This is a genomic window from Pseudomonas sp. A6 (assembly GCF_052367875.1).
In the GTDB taxonomy this organism is placed as follows: Bacteria; Pseudomonadota; Gammaproteobacteria; order Pseudomonadales; family Pseudomonadaceae; genus Pseudomonas; species Pseudomonas citronellolis.
In genome coordinates this window covers 932,159-955,703 of sequence record NZ_CP198970.1, presented here as the reverse complement: position 1 = coordinate 955,703, position 23,545 = coordinate 932,159, and the positions used below count along the sequence as shown (strand labels likewise).

At 68.8% G+C, this 23,545-nt stretch carries 19 protein-coding genes; 11 read left to right on the top strand and 8 right to left on the bottom strand.

Going from position 1 to position 23,545, the window contains the following annotated elements:
• Positions 1-125: 125 nt before the first annotated feature.
• Together ACTWJ5_RS04410 and ACTWJ5_RS04405 are read right to left on the bottom strand one after the other, a co-directional pair.
• Positions 126-887 carry a YdcF family protein gene (locus ACTWJ5_RS04410; protein ID WP_116422758.1) on the bottom strand — a complete coding sequence of 254 codons (762 nt, stop codon included), beginning with the start codon at positions 885-887 and terminating at the stop codon, positions 126-128.
• Between the two features lie 50 nt (positions 888-937).
• Entirely contained in the window at positions 938-1,366 is a 429-nt protein-coding gene (locus ACTWJ5_RS04405) for a hypothetical protein (protein WP_444437530.1), read from the bottom strand.
• Positions 1,367-1,603: 237 nt separating this feature from the next.
• Between ACTWJ5_RS04405 and leuS the strand changes: the two genes are divergently transcribed.
• The 11 genes from leuS to ACTWJ5_RS04350 all read left to right on the top strand — a co-directional run bounded on the left by leuS (position 1,604) and on the right by ACTWJ5_RS04350 (position 16,044).
• On the top strand, positions 1,604-4,225 hold the full coding sequence (gene leuS / locus ACTWJ5_RS04400; protein WP_261746985.1) for a leucine--tRNA ligase: 2,622 nt from the start codon (positions 1,604-1,606) through the stop codon (positions 4,223-4,225).
• A gap of 61 nt (positions 4,226-4,286) precedes the next feature.
• On the top strand, positions 4,287-4,901 hold the full coding sequence (locus ACTWJ5_RS04395) for an LPS-assembly lipoprotein LptE (protein ID WP_009617331.1): 615 nt from the start codon (positions 4,287-4,289) through the stop codon (positions 4,899-4,901).
• A gap of 39 nt (positions 4,902-4,940) precedes the next feature.
• Positions 4,941-5,978 carry a DNA polymerase III subunit delta gene (holA, locus tag ACTWJ5_RS04390; protein ID WP_009617330.1) on the top strand — a complete coding sequence of 346 codons (1,038 nt, stop codon included), beginning with the start codon at positions 4,941-4,943 and terminating at the stop codon, positions 5,976-5,978.
• Between the two features lie 449 nt (positions 5,979-6,427).
• Complete coding sequence (gene capB, locus ACTWJ5_RS04385) at positions 6,428-8,101, top strand: caprolactamase subunit beta (RefSeq protein WP_253390096.1); 1,674 nt, start codon at positions 6,428-6,430, stop codon at positions 8,099-8,101.
• A gap of 10 nt (positions 8,102-8,111) precedes the next feature.
• Positions 8,112-10,193 carry a caprolactamase subunit alpha gene (gene capA / locus ACTWJ5_RS04380; RefSeq protein ID WP_444437529.1) on the top strand — a complete coding sequence of 694 codons (2,082 nt, stop codon included), beginning with the start codon at positions 8,112-8,114 and terminating at the stop codon, positions 10,191-10,193.
• Positions 10,194-10,298: 105 nt separating this feature from the next.
• Positions 10,299-11,255 (top strand): helix-turn-helix domain-containing protein, encoded by a 957-nt coding sequence (locus tag ACTWJ5_RS04375; RefSeq protein ID WP_256514207.1) that lies wholly within the window; start codon positions 10,299-10,301, stop codon positions 11,253-11,255.
• Between the two features lie 82 nt (positions 11,256-11,337).
• Entirely contained in the window at positions 11,338-11,490 is a 153-nt protein-coding gene (gene arfA / locus ACTWJ5_RS04370) for an alternative ribosome rescue factor ArfA (RefSeq protein WP_043313745.1), read from the top strand.
• A gap of 231 nt (positions 11,491-11,721) precedes the next feature.
• Positions 11,722-13,005, top strand: coding sequence for a purine-cytosine permease family protein (locus ACTWJ5_RS04365; protein ID WP_444437528.1), 1,284 nt, complete (start codon positions 11,722-11,724; stop codon positions 13,003-13,005).
• Between the two features lie 62 nt (positions 13,006-13,067).
• Positions 13,068-14,237, top strand: a complete 1,170-nt coding sequence (locus ACTWJ5_RS04360; protein WP_444437527.1) for a hypothetical protein — start codon at positions 13,068-13,070, stop codon at positions 14,235-14,237.
• A gap of 134 nt (positions 14,238-14,371) precedes the next feature.
• Positions 14,372-14,662, top strand: a complete 291-nt coding sequence (locus tag ACTWJ5_RS04355; protein ID WP_009617320.1) for a hypothetical protein — start codon at positions 14,372-14,374, stop codon at positions 14,660-14,662.
• 77 nt (positions 14,663-14,739) lie between these two features.
• Positions 14,740-16,044: a lytic murein transglycosylase gene (locus ACTWJ5_RS04350; RefSeq protein WP_436278230.1), complete on the top strand. Its 1,305-nt coding sequence runs from the start codon at positions 14,740-14,742 to the stop codon at positions 16,042-16,044.
• A gap of 43 nt (positions 16,045-16,087) precedes the next feature.
• Here ACTWJ5_RS04350 and ACTWJ5_RS04345 read toward each other — a convergent pair whose 3' ends face one another.
• From ACTWJ5_RS04345 to ACTWJ5_RS04320, 6 genes are all read right to left on the bottom strand, one after another.
• On the bottom strand, positions 16,088-17,113 hold the full coding sequence (locus ACTWJ5_RS04345; RefSeq protein ID WP_249920170.1) for a fimbrial protein: 1,026 nt from the start codon (positions 17,111-17,113) through the stop codon (positions 16,088-16,090).
• 243 nt (positions 17,114-17,356) lie between these two features.
• Positions 17,357-18,343 carry a fimbrial protein gene (locus ACTWJ5_RS04340; RefSeq protein ID WP_249917883.1) on the bottom strand — a complete coding sequence of 329 codons (987 nt, stop codon included), beginning with the start codon at positions 18,341-18,343 and terminating at the stop codon, positions 17,357-17,359.
• A gap of 8 nt (positions 18,344-18,351) precedes the next feature.
• A complete protein-coding gene (locus ACTWJ5_RS04335; protein ID WP_249917884.1) occupies positions 18,352-19,350 on the bottom strand; it encodes a fimbrial protein in 999 nt (332 codons plus the stop codon).
• A gap of 33 nt (positions 19,351-19,383) precedes the next feature.
• Complete coding sequence (locus ACTWJ5_RS04330) at positions 19,384-21,933, bottom strand: fimbria/pilus outer membrane usher protein (protein WP_261746989.1); 2,550 nt, start codon at positions 21,931-21,933, stop codon at positions 19,384-19,386.
• A 5-nt stretch (positions 21,934-21,938) separates the two neighbouring features.
• On the bottom strand, positions 21,939-22,670 hold the full coding sequence (locus ACTWJ5_RS04325; protein ID WP_261746990.1) for a fimbrial biogenesis chaperone: 732 nt from the start codon (positions 22,668-22,670) through the stop codon (positions 21,939-21,941).
• 49 nt (positions 22,671-22,719) lie between these two features.
• Entirely contained in the window at positions 22,720-23,259 is a 540-nt protein-coding gene (locus tag ACTWJ5_RS04320) for a fimbrial protein (protein ID WP_074981956.1), read from the bottom strand.
• Positions 23,260-23,545 lie beyond the last annotated feature (286 nt).

The following is a 23,545-nucleotide window of genomic DNA, read 5'->3' as shown; positions in this document are numbered from 1 at the left end:
GCAGCCAAGGTCAGGCGGCGGATAACCGCGAACGGTTATCCGCCCTACGTTGCCCCACCCACATCGTTCCCCTGTAGGAGCGCGCCCTGCGCGCGAATCGCGGACAAGGTCCGCGATGCATCCCTTCAGCGATAGAACAACCGGTATCCCAACAACCCCAGCGCCTCGTTGAGCAACTGGTTGCTCTGCCAGAACGCCTTGGCCTCCGGCAGCCAGCCGCCGAACGGGCGGGCGTTGTCCACGCCAATGAAGCCCATCGGCGCCGGCACCACCTCCAGGCCGTTGGCCTCGAAACTCCAGACCGCACGCAGCATGTGCTGCGCCTGGGTGACCAGCACCACGCGGCGTACGCCGGCCTGGCGGAGGATTTCCGCGCTCATCACAGCATTCTCCCAGGTGGTGCGGCTGCGCCCTTCCTGCCAGCGCACGCTCACGCCGTAGTCATCCGCCAGGCTGGTGGCCATGATCTGCGCCTCGCTGGGCGGCGTGCCGTAGTGCAGGCCGCCGGAAGTCAGCAGCGGCAGGCCGCTGGCCTTGGCCAGGCGCGCGGCGTAGCGCAGCCGCTCGCGGGCCATCAGGCCGGGCTGGTCGTCGCCCCAGGCCGGGTCGCCGCGCTCGCGGCCCGCGCCGAGGATGACGATGGCCTCGGCGCGCTGCGCCAGCCCCGCCCACTCCGAACGCGCCAGGGCCGGCTGGCGCTCCAGCAGGCGCGCGCCCCACTCCACCGTCAGCGGCAGGCTGAGCAGCCAGAAGCCGGCGAACCCGGCGACGAAGCAGGCCAGCGCCAGCCTCGGCCGGCGGCGGCGCAGGACGAAACCCAGCAACAGGAGGATGAGCAGGATGCCCGGCGGCATCAGGATCTGCTTGATGAGATAGCGCAGCGGCATCGGCGGCTCCTTTCATGGAGCGCCACAGCCTAGCGGATGAACGCGTGGAATCAACGCCCGCGGGAGCCGCGGAACAACTGCGAACCACAGGAAGCGCAGGGCATCACCCCGTGCTGGCGGTTGTACACCACCGGCGTGCCGCACAGCGCGCAGAGCAATTGCAGGTGGCGATGGGACGGACGCGTCTTGCCGGCGCTGCCGCCCAGGCGCGCCCGCGTGGAGCGGGCGGGAGCGTGCTCGATCAGCGCCAGCTCCTCGGCGGCGGCGTGCCAGCCGCGCAGCCAGTTGACGTCCTGGTCGAGGTAGGCGCGGATCAGCTGCATCTCGGCGCTGCTCAGGCCGCGCAGCTCCAACTCCTCGGGATGCTCATCGCGCAGGCGTTCCGCGGTCTCGGCCTCGTCCAGGGCCAGTTCAAGTCGATGCAACAACCGCTCATAAAGACCGGAACCCGACAAACTTGCACGATGCAGCTCAGCCATCAGTCACCTCAAGCAGGCGGAAACCTCCCGCCCTCAGGCCAAGCTTAGCGTCCCGGCCCCCGGGCCACCGAGCGCGCGACAAACGGCGCGGGCTACCGGCTCAGGGAGGGCTCATGTATGCTACGAGGCTTTATGCAGCCCCTTGCCGACCGGCCGCCGCGGTGCCCCGGCAAGACGGGAGCGCCCGCTCCGCTCCCACGGCCGCGCCGTCTATTCCGTACAGGTCCAAGTCGCGCCATGCACGAGCAATACCAGCCTCTCGAGATCGAATCCCAGGCCCAGAAGTACTGGAACGAACACAACTCCTTCCGCGTCGAGGAAGTCCCCGGCAAGGAGAAGTTCTACTGCCTGTCGATGTTCCCGTATCCGAGCGGCAAGCTGCACATGGGCCACGTGCGCAACTACACCATCGGCGACGTGATCAGCCGCTACCAGCGCATGCGCGGCAAGAACGTCCTGCAGCCGATGGGCTGGGACGCCTTCGGCATGCCGGCGGAAAACGCCGCGATGAAGAACAACGTCGCCCCCGCCGCCTGGACCTACGACAACATCGCCTACATGAAGGCCCAGCTGAACAGCCTGGGCCTGGCCATCGACTGGTCGCGCGAAGTCACCACCTGCAAGCCGGACTACTACCGCTGGGAGCAGTGGCTGTTCACCCGCCTGTTCGAGAAGGGCGTGATCTACCGCAAGAACGGCACCGTCAACTGGGACCCGGTGGACCAGACCGTGCTGGCCAACGAGCAGGTCATCGACGGCCGCGGCTGGCGCTCGGGCGCGCTGATCGAGAAGCGCGAAATCCCGATGTACTACTTCAAGATCACCGCCTACGCCGAAGAGCTGCTGGAAAGCCTCGACCACCTGCCGGGCTGGCCGGAACAGGTCAAGACCATGCAGCGCAACTGGATCGGCAAGTCCCGCGGCATGGAGATCGCCTTCCCCTATGACCAGGCCTCCATCGGCGAGGCCGGCCAGCTGAAGGTCTTCACCACCCGTCCGGACACCCTGATGGGCGCCACCTACGTCGCCGTGGCCGCCGAGCATCCGCTGGCCACCCTGGCCGCCCAGCGCGAGCCGGCCCTGCAGGCATTCATCGACGAGTGCAAGCGCGGCGGCGTCGCCGAAGCGGACATCGCCACCCAGGAGAAGAAAGGCGTCGCCACTTCCCTGTTCGTCGAGCACCCGCTGACCGGCGAGAAGCTGCCGCTGTGGATCGCCAACTACGTGCTGATGACCTACGGCGAAGGCGCGGTGATGGCCGTGCCGGCCCATGACGAGCGCGACTTCGAATTCGCCAACAAGTACCAGTTGCCGATCAGGCAGGTGATCACCCTGGCCGCCGGCGACGACGGCTACGACGCCAGCGCCTGGCAGGAGTGGTACGGCGCCAAGGACGACAGCGTCCGCACCGTCAACTCCGGCAAGTACGACGGCCTCGGCTACCAGGCCGCCTTCGACGCCATCGGCGCCGACCTGGCCGCCAAGGGCCTGGGCCAGGCGCGCACCCAGTTCCGCCTGCGTGACTGGGGCATCAGCCGCCAGCGCTACTGGGGCTGCCCGATCCCGATCATCCACTGCGAAGCCTGCGGCGACGTGCCGGTGCCGGCCGACCAGTTGCCGGTGGTGCTGCCGGAGGACGTGGTGCCGGACGGCGCCGGTTCGCCCCTGGCGAAAATGCCGGAATTCTACGAGTGCAGCTGCCCGAAATGCGGCCAGCCGGCCAAGCGCGAAACCGACACCATGGACACCTTCGTCGAGTCGTCCTGGTACTTCGCCCGCTACGCCTGCCCGCAGTTCGAGGACGGCATGCTGGACAAGAAGGCCGCCAACTACTGGCTGCCGGTGGACCAGTACATCGGCGGCATCGAGCACGCCATCCTGCACCTGCTGTACGCGCGCTTCTTCCACAAGCTGATGCGCGACGAGGGCCTGATCGACTCCGACGAGCCGTTCAAGGACCTGCTGACCCAGGGCATGGTGGTCGCCGAGACCTACTACCGCACCACCGCCAATGGCGGCAAGGACTGGTTCAACCCGGCCGACGTGGAAGTCGAGCGTGACGCCAAGGCCAAGGTCATAGGCGCGCGCCTGAAGACCGACGGCCTGCCGGTGGAGATCGGCGGCACCGAGAAGATGTCCAAGTCGAAGAACAACGGCGTGGACCCGCAGGCCATGATCGACGCCTACGGCGCCGACACCTGCCGCCTGTTCATGATGTTCGCCTCGCCGCCGGACATGAGCCTGGAATGGTCCGACTCCGGCGTCGAGGGCGCGAGCCGCTTCCTGCGCCGCGTCTGGCGCCTGGCCCAGGCCCACGTCAACGCCGGCTTCGCCGCCGCCGTGGCGCAGGACACGCTGGACGACGCGCAGAAGGAAATCCGCCGCGCCATCCACCTGGCCATCAAGCAGGCCAGCCAGGATATCGGCCAGAACCACAAGTTCAACACCGCCATCGCCGCGGTGATGACGCTGATGAACGTGCTGGAGAAGGTCCCGCAGGAAGGCGCCGGCAACCGCGCCCTGCTGCAGGAAGGCCTGGAGACCGTCGCCCTGCTGCTGGCGCCGATCACCCCGCATATCAGCCACGTGCTCTGGCACGAGCTGGGCCACACCGGCGCGGTGATCGACGCGCCCTGGCCGCAGGTCGACGAGAGCGCCCTGGTGCAGGACACCCTGCAACTGGTGGTGCAGGTCAACGGCAAGCTGCGCGGGCACATCGAGGTGCCGGCCGAGGCCAGCCGCGAAGACGTCGAGGCCACCGCCCGCGCCAACGAGAACGTGCTGCGCTTCACCGACGGCCTGACCATCCGCAAGGTGATCGTGGTCCCCGGCAAGCTGGTCAACATCGTCGCCAACTGATGGCATTCGCCCGCGGCGCTTGCCGCGGGCAACCCGGATCAACAGGAGTGAGGGAAGCTTGATGAAACGTATCCTGACCGGCATCGCGCTGATCGGCCTGACCACCGTGCTGGCCGCCTGCGGTTTCCACCTGCGCGGCCTGGGCGATACGAACTTCGCGCTCAAGGAAGTCGACCTGAGCGCGCGCAACGCCTATGGCGACACCGTCAAGGACCTGCAGCGCCTGCTGGAGAACAGCGGCGTGAAAGTGACCAAGGGCGCGCCCTACCACCTGTTCCTCGCCCGCGAGGCCGAGACCCAGCGCACCGCCAGCTACAGCAGCTCGGCGCGCAGTGCCGAGTACGAGCTGACCACCACGGTCGACTACGAAGTGCGCGGCGCCGACAACCTGCTGCTGATGACCGACAAGGTCGAGGTGCAGAAGGTCTACCTGCACGACGAGAACAACCTGATCGGCTCCGACCAGGAAGCCGCCCAGCTGCGCAAGGAAATGCGCCGCGACCTGGTGCAGCAGCTCTCCCTGCGCCTGCAGATGCTCACCCCGGCCCGCCTGGAATACCTGCAGCAGCAGGCCGAAGCCAAGGCCAAGGCCGAAGCCGACGCGCTCAAGGCCGCGGACGAGGCGGCCAGGCAGCAGCCGCAGCAGTCGCCGATCGAACTGCCGAAGGCGCAGTAAGAGGACCCAGGGGCCGGCCATGCCGGCCCCAGTACTTTCATGAAGCTCAATCCCGCCCAACTCGCCAAGCACCTGCAGGGCAGCCTGGCCCCCGTCTACGTGGTCAGCGGCGACGAACCGCTGCTCTGCCAGGAAGCCTGCGACGCCATCCGCGCCGCCTGCCGCCAGCGTGATTTCAGCGAACGCCAGGTGTTCAACGCCGAAGCCAACTTCGACTGGGGCCTGCTGCTGGAAGCCGGCGCCAGCCTCTCGCTGTTCGCCGAGAAGCGCCTGCTGGAGCTGCGCCTGCCCTCCGGCAAGCCCGGCGACAAGGGCGCCGCCGCCCTCCAGGAATACCTGCAGCGTCCGCCGGAAGACACGGTGCTGCTGGTCACCCTGCCCAAGCTCGACGGCGCCACCCAGAAGACCAAGTGGGCCAAGGCGCTGATCGACGGCGAGGCCGCGCAGTTCATCCAGATCTGGCCGGTGGACGTGCACCAGCTGCCGCAGTGGATCCGCCAGCGCCTGTCCCAGGCCGGCCTCGCCGCCAGCCAGGACGCGGTGGACCTGATCGCCGCGCGGGTGGAAGGCAACCTGCTGGCCGCCGCGCAGGAGATCGAGAAACTCAAGCTGCTGGCCGACGGCAACCAGCTCGACGCCGCCACCGTGCAGGCGGCGGTGGCCGACAGCGCGCGCTTCGACGTGTTCGGCCTGATCGACGCGGCCCTGGCCGGCGAAGCCGCGCACAGCCTGCGCATGCTCGAAGGCCTGCGCGGCGAGGGCGTGGAGCCGCCGGTGATCCTCTGGGCCCTGGCCCGGGAAATCCGCCAGTTGGCAGGCATCGCCCAGCAGTTCGGCCAGGGCGTGCCCCTGGACAAGGCCTTCGCCCAATGCCGCCCGCCGGTGTGGGACAAACGCCGCCCCCTGCTCACCCGCGCCCTGCAGCGCCACAGCGGCAACCGCTGGAACCAGCTGCTGCAGGACGCCCAGCTGATCGACGCGCAGATCAAGGGCCAGGCCCAGGGCGACGCCTGGAACGGCCTGGCACGCCTGGCGCTGCTGCTGGCCGGCCAACGCCTGCCGTTGCCGCCGGGTTGATCCCCCTGCCGTCTCCCTGCGCGCGAATCGCGGATAAATCCGCTCCTACAGACCCAGGTGATGGGTATCGCTTCGCTCAACCCATCCTACGGGGTGTCGGGTTTGCCGGAGCCGTAGGAGCGGACCTTGTCCGCGATGGCCGGACGTCCCGGCGCGATTCGCGGATGAGATCCGCTCCTACGCTGCTCCACCCGCGCCATTCCCATGTAGGAGCGCGCCCTGCGCGCGAATCGCGGGCAGGGCCCGCTCCTACAGGTTGATGCCGGACAACCGCCGTTCGGCACCTGTGCACTGCACGACAAGAACCACTGCGCTGCCGCGCAATACGCCCGGCCGGCGCCTCCCTATCGTCGCCCCATCGACCCGCCGATAAGGAGAACAAAGCGATGCCGGCCGATCCGATTACCCTGGCCGTGGTGCGCGGCGCGCTGGAAATGACCCAGCGCGAGATGACCCTGACGCTGGAAAAAACCAGCCGTTCCAGCGTCTTCAACCTCGCCCACGACTATTCCAACGCCCTCTTCGACCACCACTCGGAAATGATCCTGCAGGGCCAGGACATCCCCATCCACCTGGGCTCGCTGATCCCGGCGATGAAGGCTGTGTCCGGCTACTTCGGCGACGACATCGCCGAAGGTGACGTGATCTACCACAACGACCCCACCTACGCCGGCAGCCACATCATCGACTGCTGCATGTACAAGCCGGTGTTCTACCAGGGCGAGTTGGTGTTCTGGACCGTGTGCAAGGGCCACCTCACCGACATCGGCGGCCCGGTGCCGGCCGGCTACAACCCCGATGCGAAGGAAATCTACGCCGAAGGCCTGCGCATCCCGCCGGTGAAGCTGTGGGAAAAGGGCCGCCGCCGCGAGGACGTGATCAACCTGCTGCTCACCAACATGCGCGCCCGGCGCAACCAGGAAGGCGACCTCAACGCCCAGTACGGCGCCTGCCGCGTCGGCGAGCGCAACCTGGTCGCCCTGCTCGACAAGTACGGCGTAGCCACGGTGCGCGAGTGCATCGCCGAGCTGAAGGACATGGCCGACCGGCAGATGCGCGAGCTGATCCGCTCGGTGCCCGACGGCAGCTACACCGGCCACGCGGTGCTGGAGGACTCCGGCCACGGCCTGGGCGAGCTGGCCATCCGTGCCACCGTCACCATCAAGGACGACAGCTGCCACATCGCCGTACAGAGCCCGCCGCAGGTGCCCTACTTCATCAACTCCTACGCCGGCAACTCGATGTCGGGCATCTACCTCGGGCTGATGATGTTCGCCCAGGTGCCGCCGCCCTATAACGCCGGGCTGTACCGCTGCGTGACCGTGGACCTGGGGCCGAAAGGCACCCTGTGCAACGCCGAGGAACCGGCGCCCCACGTCAACTGCACCACCACGCCCATGGAAACCCTCACCGACGCCGTGCGCCAGGCCTTCGAACAGGCCGCGCCGGAACGCGTCACCGCCTCCTGGGGGCACACCAGCGGGGTGAACATCGCCGGCGTCGACCCGCGCACCGGCGAGGAATACGTGACCATGGTGCTGGCCTCGATCATCTCCGGCGCCGGCGCCACCTCGGAGCTGGACGGCTGGCACGCCTGCGGCCCGCTGTGCTGCTTCGGCGCGCTCTACTCCGGGGACATCGAGCTGCTGGAGTACAGCTACCCGATCCTCATCCACCGCTACGGCCTGATGGCCGACAGCGCCGGCGCCGGCCAGTTGCGCGGCGGCTCGGGCACCTGCCTGGAAGTGGAGCCGCTGGACCACGAGATGACCGTGATCTCCTTCGGCGAAGGCCGCCAGCGCACCACCATGGGCGCCGCCGGCGCGGCCAACGGCCTGGACGCACCCAAGCTGGGCGGCGTGGAGATCGTCCGCGCCGGCGAGCACGAGAAGCACACCCGCAACGTCATGACCGTGCTCAAGCCCGGCGAACGCCTGGTCAACCGCACCCCGGGTGGCGGCGGCTACGGCCCGGCCTTCCGCCGCCTGCCCGAGGCGGTCGCCCGCGACGTGCGCGACGGCCTGGTTTCGCCGCGGGGCGCCGAACTCGACTACGGCGTGGTGCTGAGCCCCGCCGGCGAAGTCGACCACGACGCCACCGCCCAACGCCGCCAAACCGCCTGAGGAAACCGACATGCACAGCCAATACCGCCTCGGTGTCGACGCCGGCGGCACCTTCACCGACTTCATCCTGGCCGAGCGCGAAGGCCGCGTTCACCTGTTCAAGGCCCTTTCCACCCCGCAGGACGGCACCCTGGCCATCGCCGACGGCCTGCGCCAGATCAGCCAGGCGCTGGGCCGCCCGGTGGAAGAGGTCGTCGCCAACTGCGACCTCTGCATCAACGGCACCACGGTGGCGCTCAATGCACTGATCGAACTCAAGGGCGTGAAGGTCGGCCTGCTGGCCACCGCCGGCCATGAGGACAGCATCGAGATCCGCCTGGGCCACAAGGAAGAAGGCTACCGCTACGACCCCGACTACCCGCCGGCGCCGCAGCTGGCCCGGCGCTTCCTGCGCCGCCCGGTGCGCGGGCGTATCCTCGCCGACGGCCGCGAGCACACGCCGCTGAACGAGGACGACGTGCGCGAGGCCGCGCGGCTGTTCGCCGAGCAGGGCGTGGAGGCGGTCGCCGTGTCCTTCCTCTGGTCGGTGCGCAACCCGGCCCACGAGCAGCGCGCCGTGGCCATCCTCCGCGAGATGCTGCCGGGGGTGTTCGTCTGCAGCGGCACCGAGGTGTTCCCGCAGATCCGCGAATACACCCGCACCTCCACCACCCTGGTCAACGCCTACCTGAGCCCGGTGATGGCGCGCTACGTGGCGAAGATCGACGACTACTTCCGCCAGCTCGGCGCGCAGCGCCCGGTGCGCTACTTCCAGTCCAACGGCGGCCTGGCCACCGGCGAGCACATGCGCGGCCGCGCGGTGAACGCGATCAACTCCGGCCCGGCCTCGGCGCCCCAGGCCGGGCTGTTCGTGGCCCAGCCGTTCGGCATCCGCAACGTCATCACCGTGGACATGGGCGGCACCTCCTTCGACATTACCCTGACCCGCGAAGGCAAGACCAACCTCAGCCGCGACGCCGACTTCCTGCGCCAGCGCATCGGCGTGCCGATGATCCAGGTCGAGACCCTCGGCGCCGGCGGCGGCTCCATCGCCCACATCAACCCCTACGGCATGCTCGAAGTCGGTCCGCAGAGCGCCGGCTCCAGCCCCGGTCCGGTGGCCTACGGCCAGGGCGGCGAGCAGCCGACGGTGACCGACGCCAACCTCGCCCTGGGCTACCTCAACCCCGAGGCGCGCCTGGGCGGGCGCATCAGCCTGGACCGCGAGGCGGCGCTGGCGGCCATCCGCGGGAAGATCGCCGAGCCCCTGGGCATGGACGTGGACAAGGCGGCCTGGGGCATCCACGCCATCGTCAACGCCAACATGGTCAACGGCATCCGCCGCGTGTCCATCGAGCGCGGCTACGACCCGCGCGACTTCGCCCTGATCGGCGCCGGCGGCGCGGCGGGCGTGCACATGACCGCGCTGGCCGAGGACATGGGCATCGACACCGTGCTGATCCCCAAGGTCGCCTCCGGCCTGTGCGCGCTCGGGCAGATCCTCTCCGACGTGAAGCACAACTACCTGGCCACCTACCCCATCCTCGCCCGCGAGGACGCCGACCTGGCCGGCCTGGAAGCGGCCTTCGCCGAACTGGAGCAGCAGGGCCGCGCCACCCTGCGCGGCGACGGCTTCCGCGACGAGGACATCGCCGTGGTGCGCAGCCTGGAGATGCGCTACGTCGGGCAGATCCACGAATGCACGGTGGAAATCGGCGACCTGCAGGTCAACGCCGACACCCTGCCGGCCATAGTCGAAGCCTTCCACCGCCGCCACGAGGCGCTCTACACCTACGCCGAGGCGGACAACCCGGTGGAGATCGTCAACCTGGAAAGCCAGGTGATCGGCCGCGTCTCGCGCCCGCCCTTCCCCAGCCTGGCGGCCAGCGACGGCCATGCCCAGCGGGCCCTGGCCGGCAGCCGGCCGATGCTTTTCGGCGAGGACGGCATCCGCACCGACACGCCGGTCTACCAGGGCGCCCTGCTGCTGGCCGGCGACCGCCTGCACGGCCCGGCAGTGATCGAGGAAGCCACCACCAACATCCTCATCCGCCCCGGCTGGGTCGTCGAGCTGCACGAGTCCAGCTGCTACCGCCTGACGCGCCAGCGCTGAGCCGGGAGCGCCGGGCCTCCCGCGGAGGTCCGGCGCCCCTGCGCCTGGCAAGGCACAAGAGCTGCATGGATATTCCACCCCGAATACGCTGCAACCGCCGCCGCCATGACCAAGCAAGCCTGCTTCGACACCACCGATATCGCCAGCGAGCGGCGCCAGGACTACTGGAAGCGCTGCGTCAGCGACACCTATTTCCCGCTGGAACTGGACTACATGGCGGGCGAGCGCTTCCAAGGCCGGCTGGAGCTGTTCAGCCTGGGCGACCTGAGCCTGTCCTACCTCGACTCCTCGCCCCTGCGCTACCGTCGCCAGAACCACCATCTCGGCCAGAGCGAGGACGAGTCGTTTCTGCTCTCCCTGCCCCTGCGCAGCTGTTTCGAATTTACCCAGCGCGGCCGCCGCACCGTCTGCCAGCCCGGCAGCTTCGTGCTGGAGCGCAGCGGCGAACCCTACGAATTCCTCTACGCCCAGAGCAACGCCCTGTGGGTGCTGAAGTTGCCCGAACGCACCCTGCGCCGCCACGTCGCCACGCCCGACCAACGTTGCGCGCTGAATTTCGACGCCACCCGCGGCGCCGGCGCGCTGTTCGCCGACTACCTGGCCCTCAGCGCGCGCCGCCTGGGCGAGCTCGAACCCGGCGACGGGCAACGCCTGAGCCGCCAACTGCTCGAACTGCTGGGCATGGCCCTGGAGCGCCAGCACCCCGGCGAAAGCCAGTCCAGCGCCGTCGCCGCGGCCCACCTGCGCCGCGTCGAGCAGCACATCCACCGCCACCTCGACGACAGCGCCCTGAACCCCGCCGGCATCGCCCAGGCCTGCGGCATTTCGGTGCGCTACCTGCACCGGCTGTTCCAGGGCAGCGGCCGCAGCGTGCAGGAATGGGTCCGCGAACTGCGCCTGCAGGCCTGCCACGATGCCCTGCTGGCCATGCCGCCACCGCCGTCCATCGGCGAGCTGGCCTACCGCTGGGGCTTCGCCGACCAGGCCCACTTCAACCGCGCCTTCAAGGCCCGCTACGGCATCGCGCCCGGCGAGCTGCGCAGGGCTGCGCGGGTCAACTGACCTGCGGCCTGGACATCCCCGGAGAAAGCGCCGATGATGCTGTCGCCCGCAATGGGCGGGCGTTCATCCCGAGGAGAAGACCATGGCGAAGAAAGCCAAGCGGCCGAACAAGGCCAAGTCCCTGGTAGCCCAACCGCTGTTCCGCAGCCGCCAGGAAAAACCGCAGAAAGGCAAAGGCAGCTACCGCCGCGAAGCCTCCCACAACTGGGAGGCTTCGTTCTTTCTGGCAGCCTGAAAATCCCCGCGAAAGCCCCCTCCCGCAACCGCCCGCACCATCCCCCTCCCAGCGATCCCCCCGCCCTGAACCCGCTTGCGCTGGCCGACAAAACTTCCTGCGCTGTCGGCAAATACCCGGCGAAGCCGTTCCCCTAATGTCGTGCGACCGCTCATTTCAACAACAACAAAGGGGACGGTCATGGCAGGAGCAATCTCGAATTCGGCTTCATCCACGGAACTCGCCGCGGGAGTGATTCCCGAGGCCCAGCGGCTCGGCCGCGGCTCGCTGACGATGGCCTGGTGGGGCATCTGCAGCGCGATGTTCTACCTGGTGGTCGCCGCGGCGCTGGCAATGGGCTACGGCACCCTCAACGCACTCATCGGCCTGTTGCTATCGGTGCTCAGCTACGGGGCGATCAACGCGGTCATCAGCCGCTATGCCATCGCCAGCGGGCTGTCGGTGGCGCTGTTCTCCCAGGTGCTGTTCGGCAAGGCCGGCGCGGCCCTGGCCACGCTGATCTTCTGCGCCACGGCGGTCTACTACAGCGTGTTCGAGGGCTCGGTGATGGCCGTGGCGCTGCAGCACAGCTTTCCCGCGTTGGGCACGCACGCCTCGGCGCTGGTGGTAGTGGTCTACAGCGTGCTGATGATCTTCGGCAACGCCATGCGCCGGCTGGACAAGCTCAACGGCCTGCTGCTGCCGCTCTACCTCATCGGCCTGTTCGCCCTGGTCGGCATGAGCATCGCCGAATACGGCTACTCCACGGCCTGGCTGGAGCTGGCGCCGCCGGGCGGCCCGGTGGCGCACGGCTGGTGGAACTGCTTCACCTACTTCATGGGCGTCTGGGTGCTGATGATGTACACCTGGGACTACGCCCGCTACGGCCGCCCCGAGGACAGCGACTATCACGCGCGGGTGAACTTCGGCATTCCCTTCTACATGGTCACCTTCCTGCTCAACGGCACGGTCGGCATCTTCCTTGCCGCGACCATCCCCAGCGACGGCGGCCTGAGCGAGGTCTCGGTGGTCCTGGCGATCCTCAAGCTGATGGGACTGGGCGGCCTGCTGTTCGTCTGGATCACCCAGACGCGCATCAACACTGGCAACTTCTTCCTCGCCGCGACCAACATGCAGGCCTTCTTCGGACGCCTGGGCCTGCGCCGGGTGCCCTACGCGGCCTGGGCGCTGCTCACCGGGGCGCAGGTCTACCTGCTGATGCTGCTGGACGTCTTCGGCTACATCCTCCAGGCGCTGTCCTACCAGAGCATCTTCATCGTCTCCTGGGTGGCGATCGCCCTCGCGGAAATACGCAGGACACGCAGCCAGCCGAGTCGCCATCCCGCGCAACTGCCCGCCTTCAACGCCCGCGGCCTGCTGACCTGGTTCCTTTCCGCCGCGGTGGGCATCGCCCTGCTCGGCCACGCCGAGCTGTCCACCTTCTCCGCGCCGGCTTCCTTCTGCCTGGCCTTCCTCGGCTACCTGTGGGCGCCCTCCCTGGCCCGCCGCCCGCTCGCTGAAAGCGATATCGGCTGATCCCGAGCGGCCCGGCGCCGCTCGCTCCCGACAACAAGAACCGACAAACACTGGAGCACTCCATGCTGCACCTGCATCTGCGGCTCATCGCCTGCCTTTTGCCGCTGGCCCTGCTGGCCACCGGCGCCCACGCGGTATCCATCACCGACGATCTCGACCTCGGCGGCGCCCTGCGCGGCCGCCTGGACTACGACCCGGACCGGGATATTTCCAAGTTCAGCTTCGACACCTTCTTCCTCACCGCCGACTACCATTCCGACACCTGGATAGCCGCGGCCAAGTACCGCTTCTACGGCGACGCCTATCCCTACGAATACACCGACCGGGTCGGCGACATCGCCTTCGCCGAGTACGCCTGGGTCGGCTACAAATTCTCCGCGCAGCGCCAGGTGCAGGTCGGCCAGACGCCCATCCCCTTCGGCCTGCTGCCGTATTTCGGCAGCACCTTCTTCGAAACCCTGGGCAACGTGATCGGCCTGGAAGACACCCAGGACATCGGCGTGAAATACCTGCAGAACAGCGCCGGCTGGGACCTGCAGGCCGCCTACTACCCCATCCCGGCGGAACAGGGGCGCGGCACCAGCCGCGGCGGGCGCACCTACGGCACCAGCGTGGCGACGGCCGACGACTACGTGGTCGACGGCAGCGACAACCATGAACGCAACATCCTGGTCGGCCGGCTGGCCCGCAAGTTCGAAGGCGGCGGCTGGAACTCGGAGATCGGCGCCTCCGTCCTGGGCTCGACCCTGGACAACCGGGACACCGACGACAACGGCAGCCGCTATGCCTTCGCCCTGCACTACAGCGGCAAGCGCGGCCCCTGGGGCATACAGGCCCAGGCCACGCGCCAGCAGATGAATGCGAAGAACCCGGGCAGCGACAGGCTGGTCAGCTTCGGCAGCTTCGACGGCACCTTCAACGTCGCGGCCAAGGGCAACCTCTACGTCGCCGACCTCAGCTACGACATCCCCGGCCGCTACGGCTGGCTCTCCGGCATCAAGGTCTATGGCAACTACAGCCTGTTCGACAAGGACGAAAGCGCCTTCAGCGACTCCCAGCGCCTGATCCTCGGCAGCTCCTTCAGCCTCGGCCCGCTGTGGATAGCCCTGGAATGGCTGCACGGCAGGAACGATCCGTACATCGGCGGCAGCGACTACACCCAGAGCCTGGGCGCCGGCGGCACCGGCCACTGGGAAAACCAGCTGTACAGCAACATCGGCTACTACTTCTGAGGCCCGGCCCACGCGCCGGGGGAGCGCGGAGGCTTCCCCGCCGCGAAGGGATCCTGAGCCCGAGGCCAAGATCGATGGAACTCCGGCCCACCGTGCGCCCTCCATGGAATAGGCACAACACCCGGAGAAGCACGATGAACACCAGGACACTCGCCGCCGGCCTGGTGCTGGCCCTGCTGCCCATGGCCGGCTCGGCCTGGGCCTTCTGTTCCGACCAGCAGGCCCTGGCCAAGGGCCGCCAGGTCGCGGACAAGGTCGCCGCCATCACCCAGCGCGACCCGGAAACCGCCAAGCGCCTCAACGCCCAGCTCGCCGCCATGAAGAAGAGCCGTTCCAGCAAGGAGCGCCCGGACGACTGCGCGGCCTACGACCAGATGCTCAAGGAGCTGGACCAGAGCGCCGCCAAGGCCAAGCCCGCCCCCTGAACCTGCAACAACCTGTCATCGCGGCGCCCGGCCCGGCGGCAGACGCTCCGGCGTCCGCGTGCTAAGGTGGCCGCTGCCTGAAGAACCCGCCGAGGAGCGCAATGCGCACACCCGCTTCACCCTTCCGTCTGTTTCCCCTCTGCCTGACCCTTCTCAGTGCCTGCGTGCTCTCCGCCTGCGCCGACGCGCCGGCGGCGAATTCGCAGCCGTCCACGGCCAGCGTGCTGCTCGACGCCGATGGCCAGCCGTTGCCGTCCATCAGCTTCGAGACCTGGCGCGAGGGCTTCCGCCAGCAGGCCCTGGCCGCCGGCATCAGCGCGCAAACCTTCGACCAGGCCTTCGCCGGCCTGGAGCCCGACCCGGCGGTGGTCACCGCCGACCGCAGCCAGCCGGAGTTCACCCGGCCGGTGTGGGAATACCTGGCCGGCGCCGTGTCGCCGACGCGCATCCGCAATGGCCAGGGCAAGCTGACGCAGAACGCCGCCGTGCTGCAGCGCATCGACAGCCGCTACGCGGTGGATGCCGAGGCCGTGGTGGCGATCTGGGGCATGGAAAGCAACTTCGGCAACAACATGGGCGAGCGCAGCGTGATCCGCTCCCTGGCCACCCTGGCCTACGAAGGGCGCCGCCCGGAGTACGCCCACGGCCAGTTGCTGAGCGCCCTGCGGATCATCCAGCACGGCGACGTGCCGGCCAGCGCCATGGTCGGCTCCTGGGCCGGCGCCATGGGCCAGACGCAGTTCATTCCCACCACCTACGACCAGTACGCGGTGGACTTCGACGGCGACGGTCGCCGCGACATCTGGCGCTCGGCCGACGACGCCCTGGCCTCCACCGCCAACTACCTCCAGGCCTCCGGCTGGAAGCCCGGCCAGAGCTGGGGTTTCGAGGTGCGCCTGGCCCAGGGCTTCGACTACGCCCAGGCCGACATGAGCATCCGCAAGCCGATCAGCGAATGGCTGCGCCTGGGCGTGCAGCCGGTGGGCGGGCGCCTGCCGGGCAACCCCCAGGCCACGGCCTCGCTGTTGCTGCCGGCCGGCTACCGTGGCCCGGCGTTCCTGGTGCTGGACAACTTCCGCGCCATCCTCAGGTACAACAACTCCACCAACTACGCCCTGGCCGTCGGGCTGCTGTCGGACAGCTTCAAGGGCCTGGGCCGCATCGAGGCCGGCTGGCCGGTGGAAGACCGCCCGCTGAGCCGCAGCGAGCGCATCGCCCTGCAGCAAGGCCTGGCCGCCCGCGGCTACCAGCCGGGCAACCCGGACGGCATCATCGGCGCCAACACCCGCACGGCCATCCGCGCCTACCAGCAGAGCCAGGGCCTGCCGGCCGACGGCTACCCCACCCCGGCGCTGCTGGCACGCCTGCAGCAAGGCGACTGAAAGGCTCCGTGCGGACCGGCAATGCCGGCCCGCACCGACCGCCTCATTCGTAGAACAGCGTGAACATCGCCGAAGCCCGCACCGCGCCGCCGCTGATGCGGTTGGAAGTCTTGTAGTACCTGGCCACCAGCGGGATCGACAGCGGCAGGTTGGAGCCCGAGACGTTCGCCTGGGTCAGGCGGGTGGACAGCGGCAGCACCGTGGAACTGGACGTGTCGCCCTGGAACAGCTGGATACCGACGCCCGCCGCGTAGTCTGCACCCTTCGCATTGTCGATGACGTTGGCGACGGTCGCGGCGTTCAGCGGATCGATCCTGTAACTGACCTTCATGCTGCCGCTGCACAGCAGGCCGATATTGAACGGGGCGGCCTTGCTGTCGTCGGCCATCACCCCGATGCTCGGCGGGAAGTCGGTGACCGTCACCTGGGGCATCCGCACGCGCACGTCGGTGCCCGAGGTGATCTGGCAGGCGGGCGAACTGACGATGGTCTGCCCCGACAGGGTCAGCTGGGAGACCTCGATGGCGTTGTAGAACACCTGTGACAGGCCACCGATCCGTATCACTCCGGGGCTGACGTCGCCGGTCTTCACCAGATACACGATGAAGTGCGTGAAAGGATCGTAGGTGCCGGCCCGGTAGCTCCAGTTCAGCGCCGAGACTTCCGACCAGGTGCGGTTGTCGGTCACCCCGAGCGGAAACGGATCGGACGCGCAGGAAGACTGGCCCACGTTGCACCAGAACACCGCGATGCCGATACCGGGAACGTTCGTGGCATGGACCGCAGGATTGCTGGTGGGCTGGCCGATGTCGCTGGTCAGGCGGCCGCTGATACGTCCCGCCGAACAGCGGTTGAGCATGCCGGTGGCCCCCCATTTCCAACCCGAACGCCAGAGCACCGCGCCTACCGGTTTATCCCGCGGAACCGACAGCGTGGCAGGTAGAGGCCAATCGACTTTGCCGGGGCCGGCATACCCCGAGCCACCGTTGCTCCAGTAGCAGTCGGCCAGGGCCGGCGCCGACGACAGCAGCGCCAGGCCCGAGGCGATCGACAACCCCAGGGATTTCATGAGCAATGACAAGGATCCGACACGCAAGCATTTCCGTGACACTTTTCGTCCTCCATCCAGTGGCAGACGAACGGTGCCCGGAACCTCCGCACACGACTCCCCCGCTCCGTGGCAATATGCCCCGGCTCGGCGGCAGGCGCCTGCCGGGTCGGACCATGATCGTGGGGCCGCCGCCCTGGCTCAACGGCCCGTCCGCGCAAATGCAAACGGGTTCCGCCGCCAGGGCTCAGGATGTCGAATGCGTCACTCGTAGATCATGCTGAAGGTCGCAGCGGTGTTGAGGGCGCCGGGCGTGACCCGCGCGCCGGTCTGGTAGTAGCGGGCGAACAGCGAGATACGCTGCGCGCCGCCCTGGGTCCAGCCCTCGAACACCGTCATCCGCAGCGGCAGCACCACGCTCTTGCCGCCAAGCTCGCGGAACAGCTGGATACCGACGTTGCGCGCCAGGCCGTCGCCCTGCCGGTTGGCCAGGACGTCGGGGAAGTTGCTGGGGTACAGCGGATCGATGCGGTAGCTCAGGCGGATGTCCGGATCGCACTCCATGCGCAGGTCGAAGGGCCGCCCCAGCCAGGGGTCGGGCAACACGCCGCCCTCCTGGAAGGCATCCACCGGGACCGTCGGCAGGCGTATGGTCTGGGTGCTGCTGGCGGGGTCGAGCCGGCAGCCCCGGGCGGTCACCTTCAAGCGCCCGTGGATGCTCAGCTCGCCGACGTCCAGGTTGTCGTAGCGCACCGTCGCGGTGCCGAGGAAGTCGTGCACGCCCGAGGCGATCGGCCCGGTCTTGACCAGCAGCACCAGCCAGTTGTTCTCCGGATCGTAGTCCCAGGGCCCGACCTCCCAGTTCAGGCTGGTCACCGGCGGCGAGGGCTCGCAGCTGTTGCCCCGGTTGCACCAGTACACGGCGATGCCCACGCCCGGCACGTTGGTGGAATGCACGCCGCCGTTGTACCAGCCCGGCACCTCGAGCAGCGGGCCGATGTGCCCCGCCACCCGCCCAGACACCCTGCCCGAGGCGTTGCAGGCGATGCGCACGCCGGTGGCGCTCCGCCAGGCGCTGGAATACAGCATCCGGCCTGGCGCCAGGTCCTGGGGGAAGTCCAGGTCCGCCGGCAGCTCGACGTTGTAGACGGACTTCATATAGCCCGGCTTGAAACTGCATTTCGCCCAGGCCGCCGGTGCGGCGAGGCACAGCAGCAGGCACAGGGCACAACCCAGGGTTCTGTTGAACATGGGAGGCCTCACTCGTAGGTCAGGGTCAGCGTGGCCGAAGTGGTCACCAGCCCCGAGGTGACCTTCGGGGTGATCTGGTAGTACCTGGCCAGCAGCGGGATGCGCACCAGGCCGGCCGCGGTCGAGGGGGTGTGCAGCAGCTTGGTCATGATGGGCAGCGGTTGCGCGTCCTCGCCATCGCCGTGGAACAGCTGGATGCCGACGTTCCTGGCCATGTGCGGCCCCTCGCGGTTGGCCATGACGCCCACCGCCGCGGCCGACAGCGACAGCGGGTCGACCCGGTAGCTGAGGCGGATGCCGGCGTCGCACTGCAGGTTGATGTCGAAGCGCTTCTGCCAGGGCTCCGGCAATACCCCCGGGCCCTGGAAGGCATCCAGGGGCGCGGTGGGCATCTGCACCACCAGGTTGGGCGTGTCCAGCCGGCAGGTCGGCGCGCTGGTGCTCAGCGCGCCGTGGACGCTGAGCGTGGCGACGTCCAGGTCGAGGTAGCGCACCGTCGCCGTGCCGCTGAAACCGTGCAGCCCGGCCTGGAGCGGCCCGGTCTTCACCAGCCGCACCCACCAGTTGTTCCTGGGCGCATAGGTATCGGCAGGCACCCGCCAGTCCAGCTTCTGTACCAGCGACACGCTCCGATTCGGCACGGGAGGGTTGCCGCACTCGGAATCGTAGTTGCACCAGAACACCTGGATGCCCACGCCCGGAATCTCGGTGTCCAGCACCTCGCCACTGCCGAAGCCGGGAATGCCCTGCAGCGGCGCACCGAAGCCGCCGCCCAGCAGGCCCCGGGCGTGGCCGCTGCTGTCGCAGCGGATGGTCACGCCGGTCGCGCGCTGCCAGCCGCTGTCGAACAGCGCGGTGCCGACCGGCACGTCCCGCGGAACGGCCAGGACGTTATCGATGGGCACGCTGAAGACCGAAGTCATGTAGCCCGGCACGAAGGCGCAGGAGGCCCAGGCCGAAGGTGCGGCGAACAGCAGCAGGCAGAGCGGCAGGGTTGTTCTCAGCATGGGGACTCTCCGTGGGCGCCGGGCGCCCACCTGTCAGTTGGCGGATCGGCGGCAGAGCGCCTCGAGGCGGAAGAACGGCTGGCCTTCGGCCTTCGTTTCCGGCAGTTGGTAGGCGGCCCCGCACTGGCGGTCGGGGCTGGTTCCCCAGCGCACCAGCAGTTCGCCCTGCGCCTGCTCGGCGCGCAGGAACACGCGGCTGCCCTGCCCCACCAGGGTCAGGCTGGTGCCCTCGGCATCCAGCACCTCGGCGCCCACCGGCAACTTGCCGCCGTCCTCGTCCCGCAGCGTCAGCAGCAGCGGCTGGCCGTTGCGCGTCGGGTACTTGAGCAGGGCCACCGAGCCGAAGCGCGGGGCCACCGTCTGCTCGGTCAGTTGCAGTTCGACGTCCTCGCCCAGGCCCTTGGGGTCCAGCCCCACGCGATTGCGCCGGTAGGGGGTGAGGCCGCTGGTGAAGGCGAAGCCGTTGCCGGCGACCTGCGCGCCGATGCTGTTGACCAGGCCGGCGCCGCTGGCGCCGCGGGCCTCGACCAGTACCTTGGTCTCGCCCTGGTCGGGGCTGAAGTTGATGCCGCCGGCATGGGCCAGCAGGCTGCCGGACAGACCCACGCCCAGTTGCCGGTAGCCGTCGCCATCGCTGACGCTGGCCGACAGCGAGGCGGCCGAGGCGCGATACTGGGCGTTGGCGCCGCTGCTGGTGCTGTTGCCGCCGTCGTTGCGGCTGCGCGATGCATAGACGCCGTAGCTGAAGGCGCTGCGCTCGCCGAGGGAGCCGGACAGGCCGAGCTGGGCATCGCTGGCGCCGTTGTCGGTGCGGCTGTAGGAACTGCTCAGGTAGGGCGAGCTGGGCGCGCGGCCCAGGGGCAGCGACAGGCTGAGCATGTACTGGTTCTGGCTCTGCCCGGACTGCGAGCGGGTGCGGCTGGCCGACAGGTTCAGGCTGCCCCAGCGCCAGCCGTTGCTGTAGCCGGCCTGGTAGCTGAGGTCGCTGCCGGCGTCGATGTTCCAGTAGTTCTGCGCCGAGCCGCTGAGGTAGAAGCTGCCCCAGCCGTCCGCCAGGGGCTGGCTGATGTTGGCCTGCAGGCGGTTGCGCTGGCGGAAGCGCCCGGTGCCGCCGGAGCCGTCGCTCAGTTCGGCGAACTCGCCCAGCCCCAGGTAGCCTTCGCTGGAAAAGCGGTAGGCGGCGACCGCGAAGTTGGTGCGCGTCGATTCCACCAGCTTGCTGTAGCTCAGCCGGTAGCTCTCCCCGCTGGCATCGCCGCCCAGGCCGTGGACGGGGTCCAGGCCGGAGGCGCTGGAGCGGGTGACGTCGAAGGCGAAGGCGCCCACCGGCGTACTCAGCGCTACCCCGCCCTGCAGCGCCAGGTAGTTCTCGGCGACGATGCCGCCGGTATAGCCGGTCCACAGGTTCGACAGGCCGCGCTGGTAGGTGCCCTGGAGGAACTTAGGCGCGTCGTCCAGGCGCTCGTCGCGGTACTCGCCGGCGCTGAGGCTGTAGCGCGACACGCCCGGGCGCAGCAGTTGCGCCACGCTGGCGAAGGGCACGGTGAAGCGCCGTTCGCGGCCGTCGGCCTCGGTCACGGTGACTTCCAGGTCGCCGGCATAGCCGGTGCCGTAGAGCTCGTCGATGATGAAGGGGCCGGGCGCCACCGTGGTTTCGTAGAGGATGTTGCCGCCCTGGCGCACCGTGACCTTGGCGTTGGTCTCGGCGGTGCCGCGGATGGCCGGGGCGAAGCCGCGCTGCGAGTCGGGCAGCATGCGCTCGTCCGAGGCCAACTGGACGCCGGTGAAGGGCACGCTGTCGAACAGGTCGGCGGGGGTGTAGTACTCGCCCAGGGTCAGCTGCGACTTCAGCGCGGTGATGTCGCGCTGGGCGTAGCTGCTGATGGCGTCGTACTCGGAAACGCCGTCGGAGCGGCTATAGCTGCCGTTGTGGCGCAGGCGCCAGTCGCCGAGGTTCACCCCGCTGTTGAGCCCGGCGTAGTACTGGCTGGAACTGCTGCCGCCGACGTCGCTGTGGTAGGCGTTGGCGTTGTAGTCGACGAAGGCCGCGGTGATGCCGCGGTCCCAGTCGCGCGGGTCGACGTGGTCGGCGCGGGTGCGGCGCAGGTAGGCCTGGGGAATGCTCAGCTCCAGGCGCATGTCGGCCAGGTCGGGCGTAACCCGGCTATCCGGGATCAGGCGCTGGAGGTCGATGCACGCCGGGTCGGCGGCCTGCAGCGCCTCGCGGGCCTCGGCCGGCAGGCGGTCGATGGCCAGCCCCAGCAGCGGCAGTTGCTCGCGCGCCCAGCACACGCGGGCGTCCTCGCGCACCTCGACGCGCTGCCGCCCCTGCCAGTTGTCGTTGAGGTACAGGTCCAGCGTGTAGCTGCCGGGCTGCACCGGGCTGCCCTGCTCGAAGCGCGTCAGGTCGACCGTCTGGCCCGGCGCGTTGCGCAGGAAGTCGGTGTCGAAGCGCACCGGCTGGTCGTCCGCCCAGCCGGCGAGGCTCGGCAGGCCGGCCAGGGCGGCGGCGAGCGAGCCCAGGGCGGCGGTGGTCCTGCGCCGCCCGCTCCAGCGCCGGATGAAGCCTGTGCAGGAGCCCATGCCGGTCACGGCAGCTTGACCTTGTCGTCGGTGGCGACGCCGTAGTCGCTCATCCAGCTGTACTCCAGGGTGCCGCCGGCGGCCTTCAGGGAGGCGGGCAGGGCGAAGTCCTCGTGGGAGAACGGCTTGAGCATGCCCGGGCCGAGATCGTGGCCGCGCCCGCCCTGCTTCAGCCCCAGGCTGGCGTAGGACACGTGGTAAGGCGTGGGATTTTCCCCGCGCAGTACGCGCTTGCCCGCCTGCTCCAGCACCTGCCAGCGCACCTTGCGCACCGCCTCCGCGGCGCTGCCGGGCAGGCCCGAGGGGCGGTAGAAGAGCTTCAGCCGCGAACGCACGGCGATCTGCATGTAGCTGCGCTCGCTGGCGTCCGGCAGCGGCGGGATCTCCAGGGCGTTGAACCAGAACAGCGACTCGCGGTCGTCCGGCAGCGTCTCGCCGCTGAAGGCCACGCGCACCGACTGGCCCTTGGCGGGGTCGAGGCGGAAGATCGGCGGGGTGATGACGAAGGGCGCGTCGGCATCCTGGGGTTGCGTCTGGATGTCGCCTTCGTCGACCCAGATCTGCATCAGCGCCGGGACCTTGCCGTCGTTGCTCAGGCGGACGGTGATTTCCCGCTCGCCGGCGGGGTAGACCAGGCGGGTACCCTGGACGGTGACGGCGGCCCAGGCGGAAGTGCTCAGGCACGCGGCAAAGGCGAGCCCTGCCGTCATTGCGACAGCACGAATCAGCATGCTCATGGAAACCTCGGTGGATGCCCCGGGAGTCGCCTCCCGGGGGAAGCGGGACTTACTGGTAGCTCATGGTGTACTGCAGGTTGGTCTTCAGTACGCCAGGGGTGGTGGTGGCACTGCTCGCGGCATACTTGGCGACGAACCCCAGCGTGGCCTCGCCACCAACGGCCTGCGCCTGGTAGCCACCGGAGCTGGAGATGTCGTTCAGGTCGATCTTGGTGGTGCCGTCGGCGCGGAACAGGGCGATCTGCGCATTGGTGCCGCCGTTCGCGGAAGGGATGGTGTTGTTCAGGTTGCCGGTGGCGGGGTCGACGTTGCCGCCGCTGGCGAACACCGCGGCGACCATGGCATCGGCCTCGCAGTTGGTCGCCTTGAGGGTGAAGGTCTGCGAGCCGGCGACCGTGCCGGCGCCCTGCAGCAGGTCGGCGTTCACCGGCTGCAGGGTGACGAGCTGGCTGGCGCTGGAGGGCTCGAGGGTGCAGGTCTTGGCGTTGACCAGGCCCTCGAAGGTCAGGGTACCGTCGGCAGCCGTTGCCGCGCCGGACAAGCCGGCCACGGAAAGACACGCCAGGGCGGCGATTAGCTTCTTGCTCATTTGTTCGAACTCCAGGTCGATACGGCGTCAGGCAGCGCTTGGCTGGCACTGACTCGTTGGTTGTCAGGGCGTCTTCAAAGGCCCGGACAAATGGTCGAACAAACTCGGAAATGAATTAAGGTAAGGGAACCCCCAAAAAACGTAGGAAACGCCCTATACGCCCAATCGAACTTTTCCCCTATACAGTCAGGGAAAGGCGCCTTCAGCCCCACTTATTTCCTGGCAATGTGCCACTACTCCCGTAAGCCATATCTGTGACCGGCCGCACAGAGGCCCGGAGCAAGCG